At 31.5% G+C, this 16,323-nt stretch carries 13 protein-coding genes and 2 tRNA genes; 10 read left to right on the plus strand and 5 right to left on the minus strand.

The window, feature by feature from the left end:
- The first annotated feature begins 54 nt into the window (after positions 1 to 54).
- The 4 genes from folE (at position 55) to BA1379B_RS02255 (ending at position 2,907) form a co-directional block, all read left to right on the plus strand.
- Complete coding sequence (gene folE, locus BA1379B_RS02240) at positions 55 to 669, plus strand: GTP cyclohydrolase I FolE (RefSeq protein ID WP_035005920.1); 615 nt, start codon at positions 55 to 57, stop codon at positions 667 to 669.
- A gap of 143 nt (positions 670 to 812) precedes the next feature.
- Positions 813 to 897: transfer RNA gene (locus BA1379B_RS02245), tRNA-Leu, on the plus strand.
- 205 nt (positions 898 to 1,102) lie between these two features.
- Positions 1,103 to 2,275: an alpha/beta hydrolase gene (locus BA1379B_RS02250; RefSeq protein WP_371454972.1), complete on the plus strand. Its 1,173-nt coding sequence runs from the start codon at positions 1,103 to 1,105 to the stop codon at positions 2,273 to 2,275.
- Positions 2,276 to 2,415: 140 nt separating this feature from the next.
- The gene (locus BA1379B_RS02255) at positions 2,416 to 2,907 is read left to right on the plus strand and encodes a hypothetical protein (RefSeq protein ID WP_078692342.1); all 492 of its coding nucleotides are present in this window, start codon (positions 2,416 to 2,418) and stop codon (positions 2,905 to 2,907) included.
- A 637-nt stretch (positions 2,908 to 3,544) separates the two neighbouring features.
- Here the strand turns inward: BA1379B_RS02255 and BA1379B_RS02260 are convergent.
- Together BA1379B_RS02260 and glpD are read right to left on the minus strand one after the other, a co-directional pair.
- Positions 3,545 to 4,327 carry an N-acetylmuramoyl-L-alanine amidase gene (locus BA1379B_RS02260; RefSeq protein ID WP_078673715.1) on the minus strand — a complete coding sequence of 261 codons (783 nt, stop codon included), beginning with the start codon at positions 4,325 to 4,327 and terminating at the stop codon, positions 3,545 to 3,547.
- Positions 4,328 to 5,263: 936 nt separating this feature from the next.
- On the minus strand, positions 5,264 to 6,805 hold the full coding sequence (gene glpD, locus BA1379B_RS02265) for a glycerol-3-phosphate dehydrogenase (protein WP_078674092.1): 1,542 nt from the start codon (positions 6,803 to 6,805) through the stop codon (positions 5,264 to 5,266).
- 259 nt (positions 6,806 to 7,064) lie between these two features.
- Between glpD and BA1379B_RS02270 the strand changes: the two genes are divergently transcribed.
- From BA1379B_RS02270 to cobT, 6 genes are all read left to right on the plus strand, one after another.
- On the plus strand, positions 7,065 to 7,934 hold the full coding sequence (locus BA1379B_RS02270; RefSeq protein WP_035005914.1) for a DsbA family protein: 870 nt from the start codon (positions 7,065 to 7,067) through the stop codon (positions 7,932 to 7,934).
- Between the two features lie 218 nt (positions 7,935 to 8,152).
- The gene (accB, locus tag BA1379B_RS02275; protein ID WP_035005912.1) at positions 8,153 to 8,635 is read left to right on the plus strand and encodes an acetyl-CoA carboxylase biotin carboxyl carrier protein; all 483 of its coding nucleotides are present in this window, start codon (positions 8,153 to 8,155) and stop codon (positions 8,633 to 8,635) included.
- A gap of 14 nt (positions 8,636 to 8,649) precedes the next feature.
- Positions 8,650 to 10,008, plus strand: coding sequence for an acetyl-CoA carboxylase biotin carboxylase subunit (gene accC / locus BA1379B_RS02280; RefSeq protein WP_078692343.1), 1,359 nt, complete (start codon positions 8,650 to 8,652; stop codon positions 10,006 to 10,008).
- A gap of 153 nt (positions 10,009 to 10,161) precedes the next feature.
- Positions 10,162 to 10,234: transfer RNA gene (locus BA1379B_RS02285), tRNA-Thr, on the plus strand.
- Between the two features lie 649 nt (positions 10,235 to 10,883).
- Positions 10,884 to 11,864 carry a tRNA dihydrouridine(20/20a) synthase DusA gene (gene dusA, locus BA1379B_RS02295; RefSeq protein WP_078674093.1) on the plus strand — a complete coding sequence of 327 codons (981 nt, stop codon included), beginning with the start codon at positions 10,884 to 10,886 and terminating at the stop codon, positions 11,862 to 11,864.
- 346 nt (positions 11,865 to 12,210) lie between these two features.
- Positions 12,211 to 13,200 carry a nicotinate-nucleotide--dimethylbenzimidazole phosphoribosyltransferase gene (cobT, locus tag BA1379B_RS02300; protein WP_078692344.1) on the plus strand — a complete coding sequence of 330 codons (990 nt, stop codon included), beginning with the start codon at positions 12,211 to 12,213 and terminating at the stop codon, positions 13,198 to 13,200.
- A gap of 666 nt (positions 13,201 to 13,866) precedes the next feature.
- On the opposite strand, the gene BA1379B_RS02305 is transcribed toward cobT, so the two are convergent.
- From BA1379B_RS02305 to rpmG, 3 genes are all read right to left on the minus strand, one after another.
- Positions 13,867 to 14,502 (minus strand): uracil-DNA glycosylase family protein, encoded by a 636-nt coding sequence (locus BA1379B_RS02305; protein WP_078673719.1) that lies wholly within the window; start codon positions 14,500 to 14,502, stop codon positions 13,867 to 13,869.
- A 48-nt stretch (positions 14,503 to 14,550) separates the two neighbouring features.
- Positions 14,551 to 15,117 (minus strand): thermonuclease family protein, encoded by a 567-nt coding sequence (locus tag BA1379B_RS02310; RefSeq protein WP_035005906.1) that lies wholly within the window; start codon positions 15,115 to 15,117, stop codon positions 14,551 to 14,553.
- 969 nt (positions 15,118 to 16,086) lie between these two features.
- The gene (rpmG, locus tag BA1379B_RS02315) at positions 16,087 to 16,254 is read right to left on the minus strand and encodes a 50S ribosomal protein L33 (protein ID WP_035005904.1); all 168 of its coding nucleotides are present in this window, start codon (positions 16,252 to 16,254) and stop codon (positions 16,087 to 16,089) included.
- Positions 16,255 to 16,323 lie beyond the last annotated feature (69 nt).

Genomic DNA, 16,323 nt, shown 5'->3' on the forward strand with positions numbered 1-16,323 from the left:
AAAATACATATGTACATATATATGTCTTACTACGTAATAAGTTGGAGTTTTTAAATGTGTGATATCATAAAAGGAGGAGCAACTAATTCATTTTTCTCTGAGCAAAAAAAGCCTAGTGTTGAAGAAGTGGAAATGGCAATTCACACATTACTGTTATGGATAGGAGAAAATCCAAATCGAGAAGGGCTATTAGATACTCCAAGTCGTGTTGCTAAAGCATATCGTGAACTTTTTAGTGGTTATAACGAATCAGTTAAAGAAATTTTGGCTACAGTTTTTGAAGAAGTCTCAGGATATAGTGAACCAGTTATATTGAAGAATATCTCTTTTTATTCACATTGTGAACACCATATGCTTCCAATTATTGGTAAAGCTCATGTTGCTTATCTTCCTGATAAAAAAGTTGTTGGGCTTTCAAAAATTGCGCGTATTGTAGATGTTTTTTCTCGTCGTTTACAAACACAAGAAACCATGACAGCTCAAATAGTTGATGCTTTAAAGACACATCTAAAGCCTCGTGGTATTGCTGTAGTGATTGAGGCTGAACATATGTGCATGGGTATGAGAGGAATACGAAAGCAAGGTGCTACGACTATTACAACAAGTTTTCATGGGTATTATCAAACTAATCAAATGGCACAAGATAGTTTTATGTCATTGATACGCTAGGTAATATAGAAAATATGCATTTTAAGGATTTGCATTGTTAAATTGAAGTAGTGTAAAATAAATTACGGTGATATAAAAATAAACTTGTACCCTATTGTATGATTTGTTAAATGCGAAGACTGATGTATTTTCTTCTGTCGTGTGCGGTCGTGGCGGAATTGGTAGACGCGCAGCGTTGAGGTCGCTGTGGGGCAACTCGTGGAAGTTCGAGTCTTCTCGACCGCACCATTTATATTTTTTATGATTGGTATTTAAAGTAAGATAAAAGCTGTAATAGTAGGCATTCAATGCTTGTTTGCACATTTTAAAAATGTTTTATATAATAATTCCCTTTTTGCAGGTTATTAGAAACTGTATCTTATGTTATCATTATAGGTACGAAATATGAGTTCTTGTTTATCTGATAAGATTAGGTAGTGTTGCAGTGAGAAGTATGTTACTGTTGAGGCATTTAGTTCTTTTTATTTGTGCTATTTTGTTGGTTGCATGCGGTAGCTCGCGTGCTGTCCTTTGGCATGGAATACATGCGACACCGTCTATGGTTGCTACACAGCGAAAGGTTGAAGGGCAAATTCTTCCGAAAGCTATTATCCCAGTGTACGTTGCTACAAGTCGTATGATGCAGGATAATTATTCTCAACCTTATGGAGCAGAACGATCAAATACAGTACATTACAATCGTGTTGATGTAGGAATTCCTCAACAACATGTGAAAGGTATGGTTGAAACAAATGCCTATAAGCCTAGTCATGATAAATATTTTGCAGCAGTCGCTTTGCAAAAATATGATAATAAAGAACAGTTTAAACAGCAATTAAATGTTGCGTTAGCAAAAAAAGCAAAAGGAAAAAAAGAAATTTTCCTTTTTATCCATGGTTACAATAACAATTTTGCGGATGGCACATTCCGTACTGCTCAATTTGCTTACGATTATTCCTTGAATGTTGTTAATGTGCACTATTCATGGCCTTCGGCTGGTGCAATACCTCTTTATATTTATGATCGTGATAGCGCTAATTTTGCGCGTGATGGACTGATAGAACTTTTGATTACTATCAGTGAAACAGATGCTGAGAAGATTTCAATTATAGCTCACTCTATGGGTAATTTCGTTACGATGGAAGCATTTAGAACTCTAGCGTTACAAGGAAAATATAAAATAATTCAACGTAATACGAGTTTTTTAATGGCAGCACCTGATATTGACCTTGATGTATTTGAGCGTCAACTTAATGATATTAAAATATTACCTCAGCCAACAGCCATTTTGGTATCTCGTAAGGATAAAGCTCTTGCTGTTTCAAGTCGTCTTACAGGTGGACATCCTCGTGTAGGAGATGGTTCAAATATTGAAATATTGCGGAAGAATGGAATAGCTATTCTTGATTTATCTAATGTTGATGGTGGGACGCATAATGTATTTGCATCTTCTCCAACATTAATGGCTCTATCTCGAGAAGGATCTTTAGCTTCAACAATTATGCAAGAAACAGAATTATCACCTAGTGAGGCGATTCTTGCTGGTGGTAACAATATTTTAAAGAAAACAGCAAGTTTTATTCTTTATACGCCTATACGCCTCGTATCTCCATTAACTAATTATTAAATATAAAAAATCAAATATAATAATTTAATATTAATAAATTAGAAAAGAGATTTTTTTAGCACTTTTTTTAGAATAACTCTATAGGATTTGAAATGAATAGTGGAATAAATGTATACAACTAATCATTAGGTAGAGTTATAATGGTTCAACGAAAATACTATACTAAAACACTTACATTAATTGATTATTTATCTTATTCTGCTGTTAGACTATTAAATATTTATGCTATGCTTTTGAAAATAAAAAAAGCTAATATAAATGGAGCACCGGATTTATTGCATAAAATTGATTCCACTAAACAGCAGTTAGATGAAATAAGTTATGCTCTTGTTTTAGAATATCGCAAACGTCAAGAAAACGAGCATTTTTTAAAACAAATTTTAATGTCAATTTCCGATCAAATTTTTTCACTTAATAATGGTTTTAAAGAAACTAGTCGCCTTTTATTTCAAGAAATACGAACGATTCAATCACAAATTCAGTATTTTTATGAAGGTGCAGAAAAACAAAATTCATTAACTGATAATCAGGAGATATCTTATTCTTCATCCAAAATTGATGATATTATTCAACGATTACAAAAAGCACGGCAGAATCTTGCTTTTGAGAATCCGCATCTCTTTGAAAAATAATAATGCAGTTCAAAATACAAGCTAAAATTATGGTAATTTATAAATTTTATAAGTGGATTAAATTAGATAACATCACTAAAAAAAGAGACATAGATTTTCTGTACTTATTGTTAAATAATTTCATAAAAAAGAAAGAACATTTCATTTAACAAAAATAAGTATTAGGAGTTGATATTGTCGAAAAAATAATTCTAAAAAGATATTATTACCTTCTATTATATTTAAAGGTATTTTAATTTGATTCTTTAATTATAAAAATTTGAGGAAAAATTTATTGGATCCTAGACGAAATCATTAATATGGCTAAAAGTCTAATTTAGGATTGATTATGAAATCCAACTAAAATTTATATATTGGCTATTTTATATATTTAAAAGCTAAAAATATATTCAGTTTTTCTCTTTCTTTAAAATTCGCTTTAAGGCTAAATGAAATTCTTTATAATTATAAAGGATAAAAGGATTAGAAAAAAGCTTTTATCTATTCCTTTTATTTATTCTAAATTAGCAATATAAATAAGTTGTGATACTCATAAAAATATTAAAGTATATCACTTTAATCATTAAAGCTAATAATTCTATGAAGGCAAAAAATCTTCTGTAACAATCACATATATTTTAATTTAAACTAAGCTAAATTATTTTGATGGGAAATATTTTTCTACCAATGCGTAAATAATTGCTGCGGTCTCAATATCCAAAAGTCCATTATAGTTTTCTTGACGAAAATGGAGCTGAAACGCCATAATCAAATTTTTATACCCACTTTCAGTATTTGCACCTGAAGTATCGTATCCATACTTTTTCAGTTTAGCTACAACTTCTTCTTTTGCTTTTGCGAAAAATGAAGGATCTCTAGTAAACTCTTCTTGATAAAAATCTTTTTGTACGGCATCGTACCACGCTCCTATACCTGAATCATAAAGTTTTTTCCACGGAAAAGCTGCACCTGGATCCATTTTTCTCCCAGGAGCAATATCACTATGGCCAACAACATTAGTTGGTGAAATATCTGGATAACGTTGAAGAATGTTAAATGCAAGTTCTTTAATTGCATCAATTTGCTTTGGATGAAAAGGCGGGAATGTAAACTTCCCGTTGTTATCGGTTGCTAGATTAACTGTTTCAATTCCAATAGCTGTATCATTTAAATTATTACGTCCAGCCCATGAACTAATGCCAGCATGCCAGGCTCGCTCATTTTCATCAACCAAATTAAAAATGCGCATATCTTTAAAACCTGCATCAATGTATGTCTGTTCTGAAGGATCAGGAACAAGATAATGGGCGCTGACTGAAGGTCCTGTGAGAGTTATGACAGATGATTTAAAGTTGGCTGCAGTGTAATGCATTACTAGAAAGCGAACCCGACGATTAAAACCATTTACGGTACGATAGCTATTATAATCGATTTTATGCATAATACCCCCCCTTTATTTAATTTTTAATTATAGTATAACGATATTATATATTATTACAATAATTAATTTTATTTATTATAAAAAATAATAACTAAGACATATTATCTAATTAATAGAAAAAAGAAGAATACGATAGAAGTAATTTAATAATTATTTTTTAAAATATACCTATAATTGTCCAATATAATTATTAAAAATAAATCTTTTTTATTGCTATTATATACATTAAAAATCCATATGATAATATAGTTCATATTCATTTTGAGATCTAGAAAGTTCAGTTATTCTCTTTAGCAATATGTGTTTTAATTAGGAGGAGATCAAAAATAAGAATATTTATGGTACTGATATTGTTTGTATTTGATTTGGGAGTTATCTATAGAAGTCAACAGGTTGTTCACTTTCGAGATATTTGCGGATTAGGGATATTGGATGTAACAGGAGATATAGCCTTAAACGCTTATACCTTGTTTGTTAACTAACGTAAGGCTTTATAGTGGTTAACATATAAGTATAAGCTAATTTATTGAGACTAAATATTTCTGGTAAATTGCATTGTAATATTTAAGTTATATAAAATTAATAATTATTTTTATTGTAAATTATTACTACATATTATTCTTGATATCGCTTAATAAAACAAGATTTTAGATCATTTCAATAGAATATAAATTTCACTGATACAATAATCACTTCTTTTTCTAAAAGCTTTATAAATACTCTTATCATAAAATTACAAGATATATATAATACTCTAATTTATCAGCAGTTATTTTTACACTAGCTGCTATAAGTACCGTAATGAGAAACGCTATCGAAGTGATCAATGAGATTTGAAATTAGAATAAATTGAATGATACAAGTTATTATAGAAATATTTAATTATAAAAATTTTTTATAAGATCATCAAAATTCAGGTATAAAATTTTATATAATCTAAAGAGAGATATTCTTTAATCCATTTTCTTTTTTACCTTCTATATATTTAGCAAGAGTATCAGTTTCTTGTTTAGTAAAAAAAAGGCCAAGTTTTGAACGGCGCCATAATATGTCTTCACATGTTTTTGCCCATTCTTTTTCCATTAACCATTTCACTTCTATTTCATAAAGCCCATGTCCAAAATATTTCCCTTTATCCACATTCCCATTCGCAAATATTATAAATGTTTCTGAACCATAGGAACGAGCAAGCCTACGGCAAGTAAAAGCATCTAGATCTGGAAGTAAAACAGAAATTCTGTTTTCAATCATATCTAATCTATTATATGGAAAATCGCCTCCAGGAAGAACAGAGTTCAGTGTCCATGGTCCTTTCTTAGGACCAAGCGCTTTTTCAATAAATTTCATTACATCTTCAGCCAATGTGCGATAAGTCGTTATTTTTCCACCATACAGATTAAGAATTTTAGGTGTATTCTCTATTCCTATTTCTTTGAGGACATAATCACGTGTTATTTCTTGAGCCATTGAAGTACCATCATCATAAAGAGGACGAACACCCGAATAAGTCCATATAATGTTTTCACGCAATATCGGTTGTGTGAAATATTCGTTTGCTACTGCGCAAATATAATCGATTTCTTCATCACTAATAGATACATCAGTAGGATTACCTTGATAATCACAATCTGTTGTTCCGATTAATGTAAATTCTTCCTGATATGGAATAGCGAAAATAATACGATTATCGTTATTTTGTAAAATATAAGCGCGATTATGCATATCAAGTTTTGGAATCAAAATATGGGATCCCTTAACAAGCCGCATTGGAGGAAGTTCTGTAGAGTTTAAAACATTTTTTAAAACATGATTAATCCAAGGACCAACCATATTCGCAATATAAGAAGCGGTAACGCAGTATTTTTTATCATTTAATTTATCATGAAGAGTAATAAGCCATTTGCTCCCTTCTATTTTTAAGGATAGAACTTCTGTTCGTACTTTTATATCGGCTCCCCATTTTTCTGCATCTCGCGCATTAGCAATGACCAAGCGAGCATCATCTACTATCGCATCAGAATATTCGAAACCTTTATGATAATTTTTTTTAAGAGAAGTACAAAAATTTTTTGAAAAATTAATCATTTTGGTACGCTGAAATATTTGATTCCAACCGCCAAGATAATCATAAATAAAAAGTCCTAAACGTAATATCCAAGAAGACCGTAATTTTTTATGATAAGGTAGGATAAAGCGCATAGGATGTACAATGTGCGGAGCCATACGCCAAATAATTTCACGTTCTTTCAATGCTTTACGAACTAATCTAAATTCATAGTGTTCAAGATAACGAAGACCACCATGGATAAGCTTTGTTGATGCACTTGATGTACCGGATGCAAGATCATTCATTTCAGCTAAGCCAACATTAAATCCACGACCAGCTGCATCTCTGGCTACTCCGCACCCATTTATTCCACCACCAATAATAAATAGATCATAATGCACCATGGCTTTCATTGTTTTTTCTTTTTTCATATTAAGTTGGCCTACAGGAGTTAATGATGCCAATATTTGAGCGATTAAGGTAAATGCTTTATATCAAATATTTTGATATTTCTTTTAACAAAAAAATACGAAAATATGCATGAAAATATTCTGTTTATCAGATAATAGAGAACAGGTTATCTCCATAATTCGCTAAATTATATATTATAATTTAATTGGTTTGTTGCATAAATATGATACTTTATCATATAAGTTTATAAATACTTAAGCTAAATACAAAGACAGATAAATGATCGATCAAGCTCAACATTTAAAATTACCATTCATGAAAATTTTTTTAATGGCGTTTATTTTGAGCGTTTTTATGTATTTGTTTTTGTCATACGCGCAAACAAAAGAACAAACATCAAACCATCTAACCATAGAAAATCTTAAAATACAACTTTTAGAAGATTCTGATTTTTTGTCGAAGTTTAGCGAAAAAAGCACAAAAAGCATCAGTGATGATTATATTCGACAGATTATAAGAGACTATCTCCTTAATAATCCGGAGATTATGATTGAAATGCAATTTATCCTTCAAGAAAAATTTGAACAACGCCGTCAGCAGGAAGCTCAAAAGCAATCTGAAATCATTAAGTTATTAGAAAAGGAAATTTTTCAATCTCCTCATGATGCTATTTTAGGAAATCCAAATGGAAAAATAGTGCTTGTTGAATTTTTTGATTATAATTGTAGGTATTGTAAACGTTCCTATTCAGATTTAATAAGTCTAATACAAGAATATCCAGATCTACGAATAGTTATCAAAGATTTACCAATTTTAGGGCCTGATTCCGTAGAAACACATATTATTGCTTATGTTTTTAGAAAACTCTTTCCAGAGAAATATTTTCAGTTTCATAAAAAACTCTTAATGAGCCAAGGCCGTGCAAATGAAGCTAAAGCTATAAAAGTAGCAGTTTCTTTAGGAGCCAATGAAAAAGAGCTACGGAATGCAATCCAAAGCTCAAACTTACAGAAATTCTTTCAAGAAAATCTTAAAATCGCTTCTGCCTTGAATATTCTTGGTGCCCCCGCTTATATCATTGGAGATAAAATATTTAGTGGAGCTGTAGAAAAAAGTATTTTGCAAGCAGCAATAGAAGATGCACAATGAACTTCTCTTTTCTCAATGAGATTATTGAGAAATACACCAATATATTGATTCTTTGATTTTTTTGTTAACAGATTTATAAATGTGGATTTGTATTGCAGTTTAATTTAATGACAATGTGAACACAATGATTAGGGGAAACTTCATTAAAATTTAAAAGATATTTAGTCATAAGGATAGTAAGTATTAGAAATTTTATCGGTCAAGGAGTTAGGAATAAAATGGCAATAAAAAAAACAGATACTCAGCAGTGTACTGGGATTGATACAGCAATTATCCGCGACCTTGCTGAAATTTTGAATGATACAAATTTGACCAATATTGAAATTGAACAAGACGGATTTCGCATTTGTGTAGCGCGCCAAAACACTTCTTCTTCTGCACAAACAATTTATGCACCTATGTCTGGCTCTACAGTAGGTCCTTCTTCACTTCCGACAACTGAAGATTCTATAAAAAAAGAAAAATCAAAAAATGAGGTAGTATCTCCAATGGTTGGTACAGCATATCTTGCTCCTGCGCCAGGTGCACAACCTTTTGTAAAAGTAGGGCAAAATGTTTCTAAAGGCCAAACTTTACTGATTATTGAAGCAATGAAAACGATGAATCAAATTTTATCACCGCATTCAGGTACTGTGACTGCTATTTTAGTTACAGATGGTCAGCCAGTTGAATTTGATGAACCACTTATTATAGTGGAATAAAACGAGGGGCAGTCATGATACAAAAAATCCTCATTGCTAATCGAGGAGAAATTGCTCTTCGCATTTTGCGAGCGTGTAAAGAACTTGGAATTAAAACTGTAGCTATTCATTCAACTGCTGATGCTGATGCTATGCATGTTCGGCTTGCTGATGAAAGTGTGTGTATTGGTCCTCCACATTCTCGCGATTCTTATTTAAATATTTATCAAATTATTTCGGCGTGTGAAATTACAGGAGCGGATGCTGTTCATCCAGGTTATGGATTTCTCTCTGAAAATGCAAAGTTTGCAGATGTATTGGAAGCTCATAATATTACATTTATTGGTCCAACAGCAGCACATATTCGTATTATGGGTGATAAAATAGAAGCTAAAAAAACTGCTAAAAGCCTTGGTATTCCTGTTGTCCCAGGTTCTGATAACGCTATAGTTGAAGAAAAAGAAGCTCTGCGCATTGCTAATGAAATTGGCTATCCAGTTATTATTAAGGCTTCTGCAGGTGGTGGTGGACGGGGTATGAAAGTTGCTCATTCTGAGCAAAAACTTTTAGCAGCTTTCAAAACAGCACGTTCAGAAGCTAGTGCTGCTTTTAATGATGATTCAGTTTATATTGAAAAATATCTAGAAAAACCACGTCATATTGAAATTCAGATCATAGGTGATGGAGCTGGTAATGCTATACACTTAGGAGAACGTGATTGTTCACTTCAACGGCGCCACCAAAAAGTATGGGAAGAAGCGCATTCTCCTGTACTTAATGAAGCTGAGCGGAAAAAAATTGGTAATATTGTTGCAAATGCCTGTGCAAAACTTGGATACCGTGGGGCGGGTACCATTGAGTTTCTTTACGAAAATGGTGAATTCTATTTTATCGAGATGAATACACGTTTACAAGTTGAGCATCCTGTAACTGAAGCAATTACAGGTATAGATTTAGTTCATGAACAAATTCATATTGCATCTGGTTTAGGGCTTTCAGTTGCCCAAAAAGATATCCACTTTTCTGGCCATGCTATTGAATGCCGCATTAATGCTGAAGACCCAATTAGTTTTACACCATCTCCAGGACTTATTACCCATTTTCATACACCTGGAGGGCTAGGAGTTCGTGTTGATTCAGGGGCTTATTCAGGCTATCGTATTCCTTCCTATTATGATAGCTTAATCGGAAAACTGATTGTTCATGGTCGTACACGTTTGGAATGTATGATGCGTTTACGGCGTGCTTTAAGTGAGTTTGTGGTTGATGGTATCAAAACTACATTACCTTTATTTTGTGATCTTATTGACAATAAAGATATTGCTAATGGTGATTATGATATTCATTGGTTGGAAAAATATCTTTCTGATAAATCAGTCTCTTTCGATTTATAAGGAGTAAATTTATAAACAATACTTGTTTATCAATATAGGCATATTATAATACACATCCGATTAATTTGGCTTAGATATATCTTTCAATAGTAAATCACATTCATAATTTTTTATTTGCCTTTTTGTAAGTTTATGCTATTTCCAATATAATGTGCCCTTATAGCTCAGTTGGTAGAGCACCTGATTTGTAATCAGGGGGTCGGGAGTTCGAGTCTCTCTGGGGGCACCGTTTTTTGTATTTAACATATTGAAATATAATATTTTTCTTTGGAATGAATGCTAGAATTTTTTTTCCACACTACTTTATTTAATCTATATAGTTTTGATAATATCCTTTGAAGCATTGTGTTAGATATAAAAAGGCTTTTCATCAGCATAATTCTGGTTTTCATTTTGTATTCTATGATTTTACCTACCGTGCCAGTAAGCATATGAAAAAGTGATATTGGTGTGGTGGTGCTCTTTACATATTTTATATAAATAAAATTTTATGCATTATTAGATGTATCAAATTATAGATGTTTTCCAAAAAGTTAGATAGATTCTATTGAAAATAGTATTCTCAATTTTCACTTACAAAATCTTATAAATTAGAGATATTTTAAAATACTATATATTTTATGAAATATGTTGAATCATAACATTGAATTTTACTATTTAAGATATATTAGTTGATTAATGAGAAAAACTAGATATGCGGATATATATAGATTCAAAAATTATTTTAGAAAAAAGATAAATCATCAAATAAGAAGTTATATGTTTTATTTTTTCAGCAATGAGAGAGAATAAAATATCTATATGAGGAGGAGAGGAAGGGGAGGTTATTTGTTTGCTTAATAAGATAATAATAGAGATATATGAATAATATTCCTATGACATTTTATCATTCTCCACCATTAGTAAAATTTGCTGTGGCACCAATGTTGGGTTGGACAGATCGGCATTGCAGATTTTTTTATCGTCTTTTGACGAAAAAGGCGTTGCTTTATACTGAAATGTTCGTAGCTGATACTGTGATTTACGGTATCCGTAAAAAATTATTGGCTTTCAGTGATGAAGAACATCCAATTGCAATACAATTAGGAGGATCAGATCCAAAAAAATTGGCAGAAGCTGCACGTATTGCCGAAGACTTTGGTTATGACGAAATTAACTTAAATGTTGGTTGTCCATCAGATCGTGTTCAGGCAGGTATATTTGGTGCTTGTTTAATGTTGCATCCTGATATTGTAGCGCGAGCTGTAGAAGAGATGAAACGAACTGTTACTATAGCTGTGACTGTTAAATGTCGTATTGGTGTAGATGATCAGGATGAAAAATTGGCTTTAGACTTTTTAGCTGATCGTGTATGGAATGCTGGCTGTGATGCGCTATGGGTACATGCACGCAAAGCGTGGTTAAAAGGATTAAGTCCAAAAGAAAATCGTGATATTCCACCACTTAATTATAAAAGGGTTTATAATTTAAAGCGTAAATATAAAAATAATTTTATTGGATTAAATGGCGGAATAAAATCAATTAGTGAAATTAAAGAGCACTTAAGATCATGTGATGCCGCTATGGTTGGACGACAAGTTTATCATAATCCTATTTGGCTGAACCTTATTGATTCTGAAATATATGGTGAACCGCAGAATAATCTTAGTGATTATGATCTTATTAATGCTATGTGTGATTACACCGCCAAACATATAGCTTCAGGAGGACGTCTTTCTCATATTACACGACATATGATTGGTTTGTTTCAAGGGCGTGATGGTGCACGACGATGGCGACAAATATTATCACATAATGCAACAAAGACGGATGCTAATGTGCGTATTTTAAAAGAAGCTTTTGCTGCTATCAGTTAAGATAATTTGATCAATATTTTAATATTATATAATAAATTAAGTTATAATTTATGAATAATTATTAGAAAATTGCAGTTCTTCAAGAAAGAGATAAAATAAATATCTTAGTTGATCAGAGTTAATCTTTGTTAAAGGTTAAAAAATGTAAAAGTTTACTGCAATAATTGTATACAGCGATATATCAGTTTCATCTTTTAAAAGAGTTTCAACATTTGCTCTCTATCATCCTAGATACTTATTAAGTGGCGCATCTTACATTTGTAATATGAAAAAAAACAATAAATTATTTATATCCTATCTGTAAAAAAGTTCTAATTATATATTGTAGATTCGAAAAGGTATTTTCATGATTGCTAGGCCATTTGATGATTTTCGTGCTTTATTAATAAATTTACCTATTGCTGATGAATTTACAATAACTTTAGCAAAAAAACGGCAGGCACAATTAGTGAAAACAAAGGGTGCACTAGGAAAATTGGAAGATATTGCAGTTTGGTATGCGGGTTGGAGAGGAGAAGAAAAACCAACTATAATGAAGCCTCTAGTTGCTATTTTTTCTGGCAATCATGGGGTTACTGATGAGGGTGTTACACCATTTCCACAATCTATGACACAACAGATAGTACAAAATTTTACAACAGGTTGTGCTGCGATCAATCAGATTTGTGTAGCTTATGATCTTGGATTGAAAATATATGATTTGGCATTAGAATATCCAACAATGAATATTACAAAAGATGCGGCAATGGATGAGCGCAGTGCAGCCGCAACAATGGCATTTGGAATGGAATCAATAGCCGGAGGAACAGATCTCTTATGTGTTGGAGAGATGGGAATAGGCAATACGACTATAGCTTCAGCTTTATGTCTTGCTTTGTTTGGTGGAGAAGCTGAGGAATGGGTCGGATCTGGTATGGGAGCTGTAGGAGAATTTTATCAGCGCAAGGTTATGGCTGTAAAAACAGCAGTCTCTTTACACAAGAACTATTTAAATGATCCTTTTGAAATTATGCGTCGCTTAGGAGGGCGTGAGATTGCTGCTATGGTAGGGGCTATTTTAGCTGCAAGAATGGAAAAAATTCCAGTTATTTTAGATGGGTTTATAGCGACAGCAGCAGCAGCAGTGCTGTATAAAATAAATCCAAGTTCTCTTGATCATACACTTGTTGGGCATGTTTCTTCTGAAACAGCTCATCGTAAACTTTTAGAAAAAATTGGGAAAGAACCACTTTTGGATTTAGACATGTGTCTTGGTGAGGGAACAGGTGCAGCTATAGCAGCTGGTATTGTTAAAGCGGCCGTCTTAGTTCATACGCAAATGGGACCGTCTGAGTAGAAAAACTGAGTATTAAAAAGTAAGAATGTGATCATAAATATTAAACAACTTTAAAAATATAATTTTCTAGAAAATAAAAACTTTATTAAACTATAAAATTCAAGTTTCCTAAAATCGTTCATTTTTTCGCATAATATTTTGATGGTATAATTTTTAAAAATCGATATCTCAGATTACTTTTTTCATTTGAGTTAGTTGATTTGATATTTTTCAGTTTTTAAAAAGGATATCAAGACTGAATTGCAGATTTTATGATATCTAAACTTAGAACGTATCAGTTGGAGTTTTAGTGATTATTAATTATTTCAACATATGCTGAGTATATTAGCTTTACTAGTGGCTATTAATACAATTAGGTAATAATCTTATAGGTTATAAATTTCAAATCTTCTTTTAGTGAATTCATATTTAAGATTAGATGCTATTCAAATTAAATAATAGCATTTTAGTTAAGTAGAGCTTTTATTAACAATTTCACTGGGATATTAGATGTTACAATATTAGATAAAGAATGCTGCTTTATGCATGGTGAACTCAGCTCTATATTATAAAGCTATCATGATTAATTTATTATATTTGATATTGATAATTCCTTACATTGTTTATAGGGGCTATAAACTTTATTAAAGTTAACTAATTTGATAAAAAATTAATATACTATCAAATTCATAAGAATTTACGGACTAAACAGCGAAGATGTACAATAAGCTCATCATTAAACCATGGGTGTTTTTTTAACCAAAAAGTATTTCGCCATGATGGGTGGGGTAAAGGCATAACATTATATCCTCGAGGTTGACGTATGGATAGTATGTTTTTCCAATCACTGACGGTTTCCGAGACAGTTTTATATTTTAGGTTTGTGATATGCCATTTGTGCGCATAACTTCCAACAGCAAGAACAAGTTTTATTTGCGGCATAGCCTGAAATACTTTTTCATGCCATATTTCTTGACATTCATTTCTTGGAGGCAAATCAGATTTATTTGGGGCATAGCCAGGAAAACAAAATCCCATAGGAACAATAGCAAATAGAGATCTATTGTAAAATTCATCACTGGTTACACCGAGCCAATTACGTAATCTTACGCCAGAACGATCATTGAAAGGGATCAAACTTTCATGCACACGCAATCCTGGTGCTTGACCTGCAATTGCAATAGAAGCAGTATTAGATAAATAGACAACAGGCCTTGGTTCATGGGGAAGGGGAGGAAGATAATGTGGATGTTTGATACAAACACGGCAAGAATGAATATCTTTTTCTAATTTTATAATATGCTCACATTGTTTTTTATTCATAATAAATAAGAAATTAAAAAGATATTTTTATGGAATAAAGAGATTACTTTATTTTTTTATGCGGGGATGAGTTTTACGCCATTCTTGCGGATTTTGAAAACTTGACTGCCATATTCCTTTTTTTTGTCTTTTAGCTTTTTGTTCTTCTTTAGGATAGTTATAAAAACTGACAGCCCAACCATTGCGTACCATTGCTGCGTTAATGTTATTAACTTTTTTTGTTCTACATATGGCAAGAATACGATGATAGTTGTCTTTTTTAGACCAGTAACATGTAACAGATTGATGAGCTATAAGTTTTTCTAATTTTTTTTTTGCTTGCAAGCCGCATGCGTAGCGTTCTTTTTTTATGCCGCAAAATTGATTGAGTTCAGGAGCATCGATTCCTGCAAGTCGAATTATGTTATCAGAAATCTTAATTGAATCACCATCAATGACCAATGCCTTACCTTTTATAGATTTTTGGGGAACAGAAATTATGTTATTGATTTGTGCTGCAGTACATCTCGAATAAATTGTTCCATGAATAAGAACAATATTTATTATAACAATACTGAAAATAATAAGTTTTTTGCTAAAAATATTCGGATTAGAAGGAGAATTATTTATTTTCATGAGATAAAAATTGTAACAATATATTTATGGGATGAGTTAAGATAAAATACTGGTAATTTGTAATAACTGTTTCATTTTGAAAAATATTCATTATGCTCTATCTATAAATAAATATATACAATAGCAAGATGGTAGGGAAGACAGGCTGCTGTTTCTCATCTATGAATTTTATCCTATAGAAAGTTAATTAAATGATTATGTGATAGTAAAGGTGGAGTATTTGATAAAGTTTTATTTGTAGATCCAGCTCCTTTAAGCATAAATAAAAACTTATATAAGTCTTCTCTTGGGCATAAATATCAATCTGATCAGGTAGATTATTTATGTATTTTTGTTCATTGAACAAAGAGAAACAATTTGCGAATAGCGCAAATTTTACGTATATAGGCGCTTAAAATTCCTTCTGATAAAAGATCTAATATCATTTCCATCAGTCCATATACAATGTCCTTTTTTACCTATGATGATTGCTATTCTGATATATTGACACATAGAAAGAACTTCTTGAGAATATATTTGCCTTTAAGCAACAAATTTATCATTATAGGTAGCTTGAGGGTCTGAAAGAATACTTGCTAATTATTTTATATGACTAACACGTGGAAGATGATTGATATCGGAAAATGCAGCGTCAGTGAGAAGATTAAATAATTATTTTCCAATAATAATTAATTATGAGTACTTAGGTTTGTATTGATCAAGATAGTTTATATAACTAATGCACTTAGTAATATATCACTCTTTGAGACTGCTGTGAGTAATGAATTTTTGCAAAATAAAGGTTGAGACTTTAGCTAGAAAAGCTAGACATTTATCTTAAAAGAATACAATCACGTTCCCCTTTTTTATTAGGGGGTTAATAATAAAAGAGCTTTTGTAAAAAAGCCAAATTATCAAGAACACTGCAATATATTCTGCGTTTTTATTTACACGGCATTCTTAATTTTAATAATTTAAACGAAAGACTAATTATTTAATTTTTGTTTCTTTAAAATCAACATGCTTTTTAACAATTGGGTCATATTTGCGTTTACTCATTTTATCTGTCATTGTGCGGCTATTTTTCTTTGTTACATAGAAAAAGCCAGTATCTGCAGTTGATAAAAGCTTAATCTTAATAGTTGCTGCCTTAGCCATAATAAGAGTCCTATTATAGTAAAATAATATTACTTCGCTATCAAAATTTATTTTTGATGCAATTACATT

The organism is Bartonella sp. A1379B (genome assembly GCF_002022485.1).
Lineage (GTDB): Bacteria > Pseudomonadota > Alphaproteobacteria > Rhizobiales > Rhizobiaceae > Bartonella > Bartonella rochalimae.

Bases quoted from the DNA above. Each gene is read 5' to 3' on its own strand.
- accC (WP_078692343.1), top strand. From the start codon at position 8,650: ATGATACAAAAAATCCTCATTGCTAATCGAGGAGAAATTGCTCTTCGC.
- BA1379B_RS02310 (WP_035005906.1), bottom strand. From the start codon at position 15,117: ATGAAAATAAATAATTCTCCTTCTAATCCGAATATTTTTAGCAAAAAA.
- glpD (WP_078674092.1), bottom strand. From the start codon at position 6,805: ATGAAAAAAGAAAAAACAATGAAAGCCATGGTGCATTATGATCTATTT.
- dusA (WP_078674093.1), top strand. From the start codon at position 10,884: ATGACATTTTATCATTCTCCACCATTAGTAAAATTTGCTGTGGCACCA.
- folE (WP_035005920.1), top strand. From the start codon at position 55: ATGTGTGATATCATAAAAGGAGGAGCAACTAATTCATTTTTCTCTGAG.
- BA1379B_RS02250 (WP_371454972.1), top strand. From the start codon at position 1,103: ATGTTACTGTTGAGGCATTTAGTTCTTTTTATTTGTGCTATTTTGTTG.
- BA1379B_RS02305 (WP_078673719.1), bottom strand. From the start codon at position 14,502: ATGAATAAAAAACAATGTGAGCATATTATAAAATTAGAAAAAGATATT.
- rpmG (WP_035005904.1), bottom strand. From the start codon at position 16,254: ATGGCTAAGGCAGCAACTATTAAGATTAAGCTTTTATCAACTGCAGAT.
- accB (WP_035005912.1), top strand. From the start codon at position 8,153: ATGGCAATAAAAAAAACAGATACTCAGCAGTGTACTGGGATTGATACA.
- BA1379B_RS02270 (WP_035005914.1), top strand. From the start codon at position 7,065: ATGATCGATCAAGCTCAACATTTAAAATTACCATTCATGAAAATTTTT.
- BA1379B_RS02255 (WP_078692342.1), top strand. From the start codon at position 2,416: ATGGTTCAACGAAAATACTATACTAAAACACTTACATTAATTGATTAT.
- BA1379B_RS02260 (WP_078673715.1), bottom strand. From the start codon at position 4,327: ATGCATAAAATCGATTATAATAGCTATCGTACCGTAAATGGTTTTAAT.
- cobT (WP_078692344.1), top strand. From the start codon at position 12,211: ATGATTGCTAGGCCATTTGATGATTTTCGTGCTTTATTAATAAATTTA.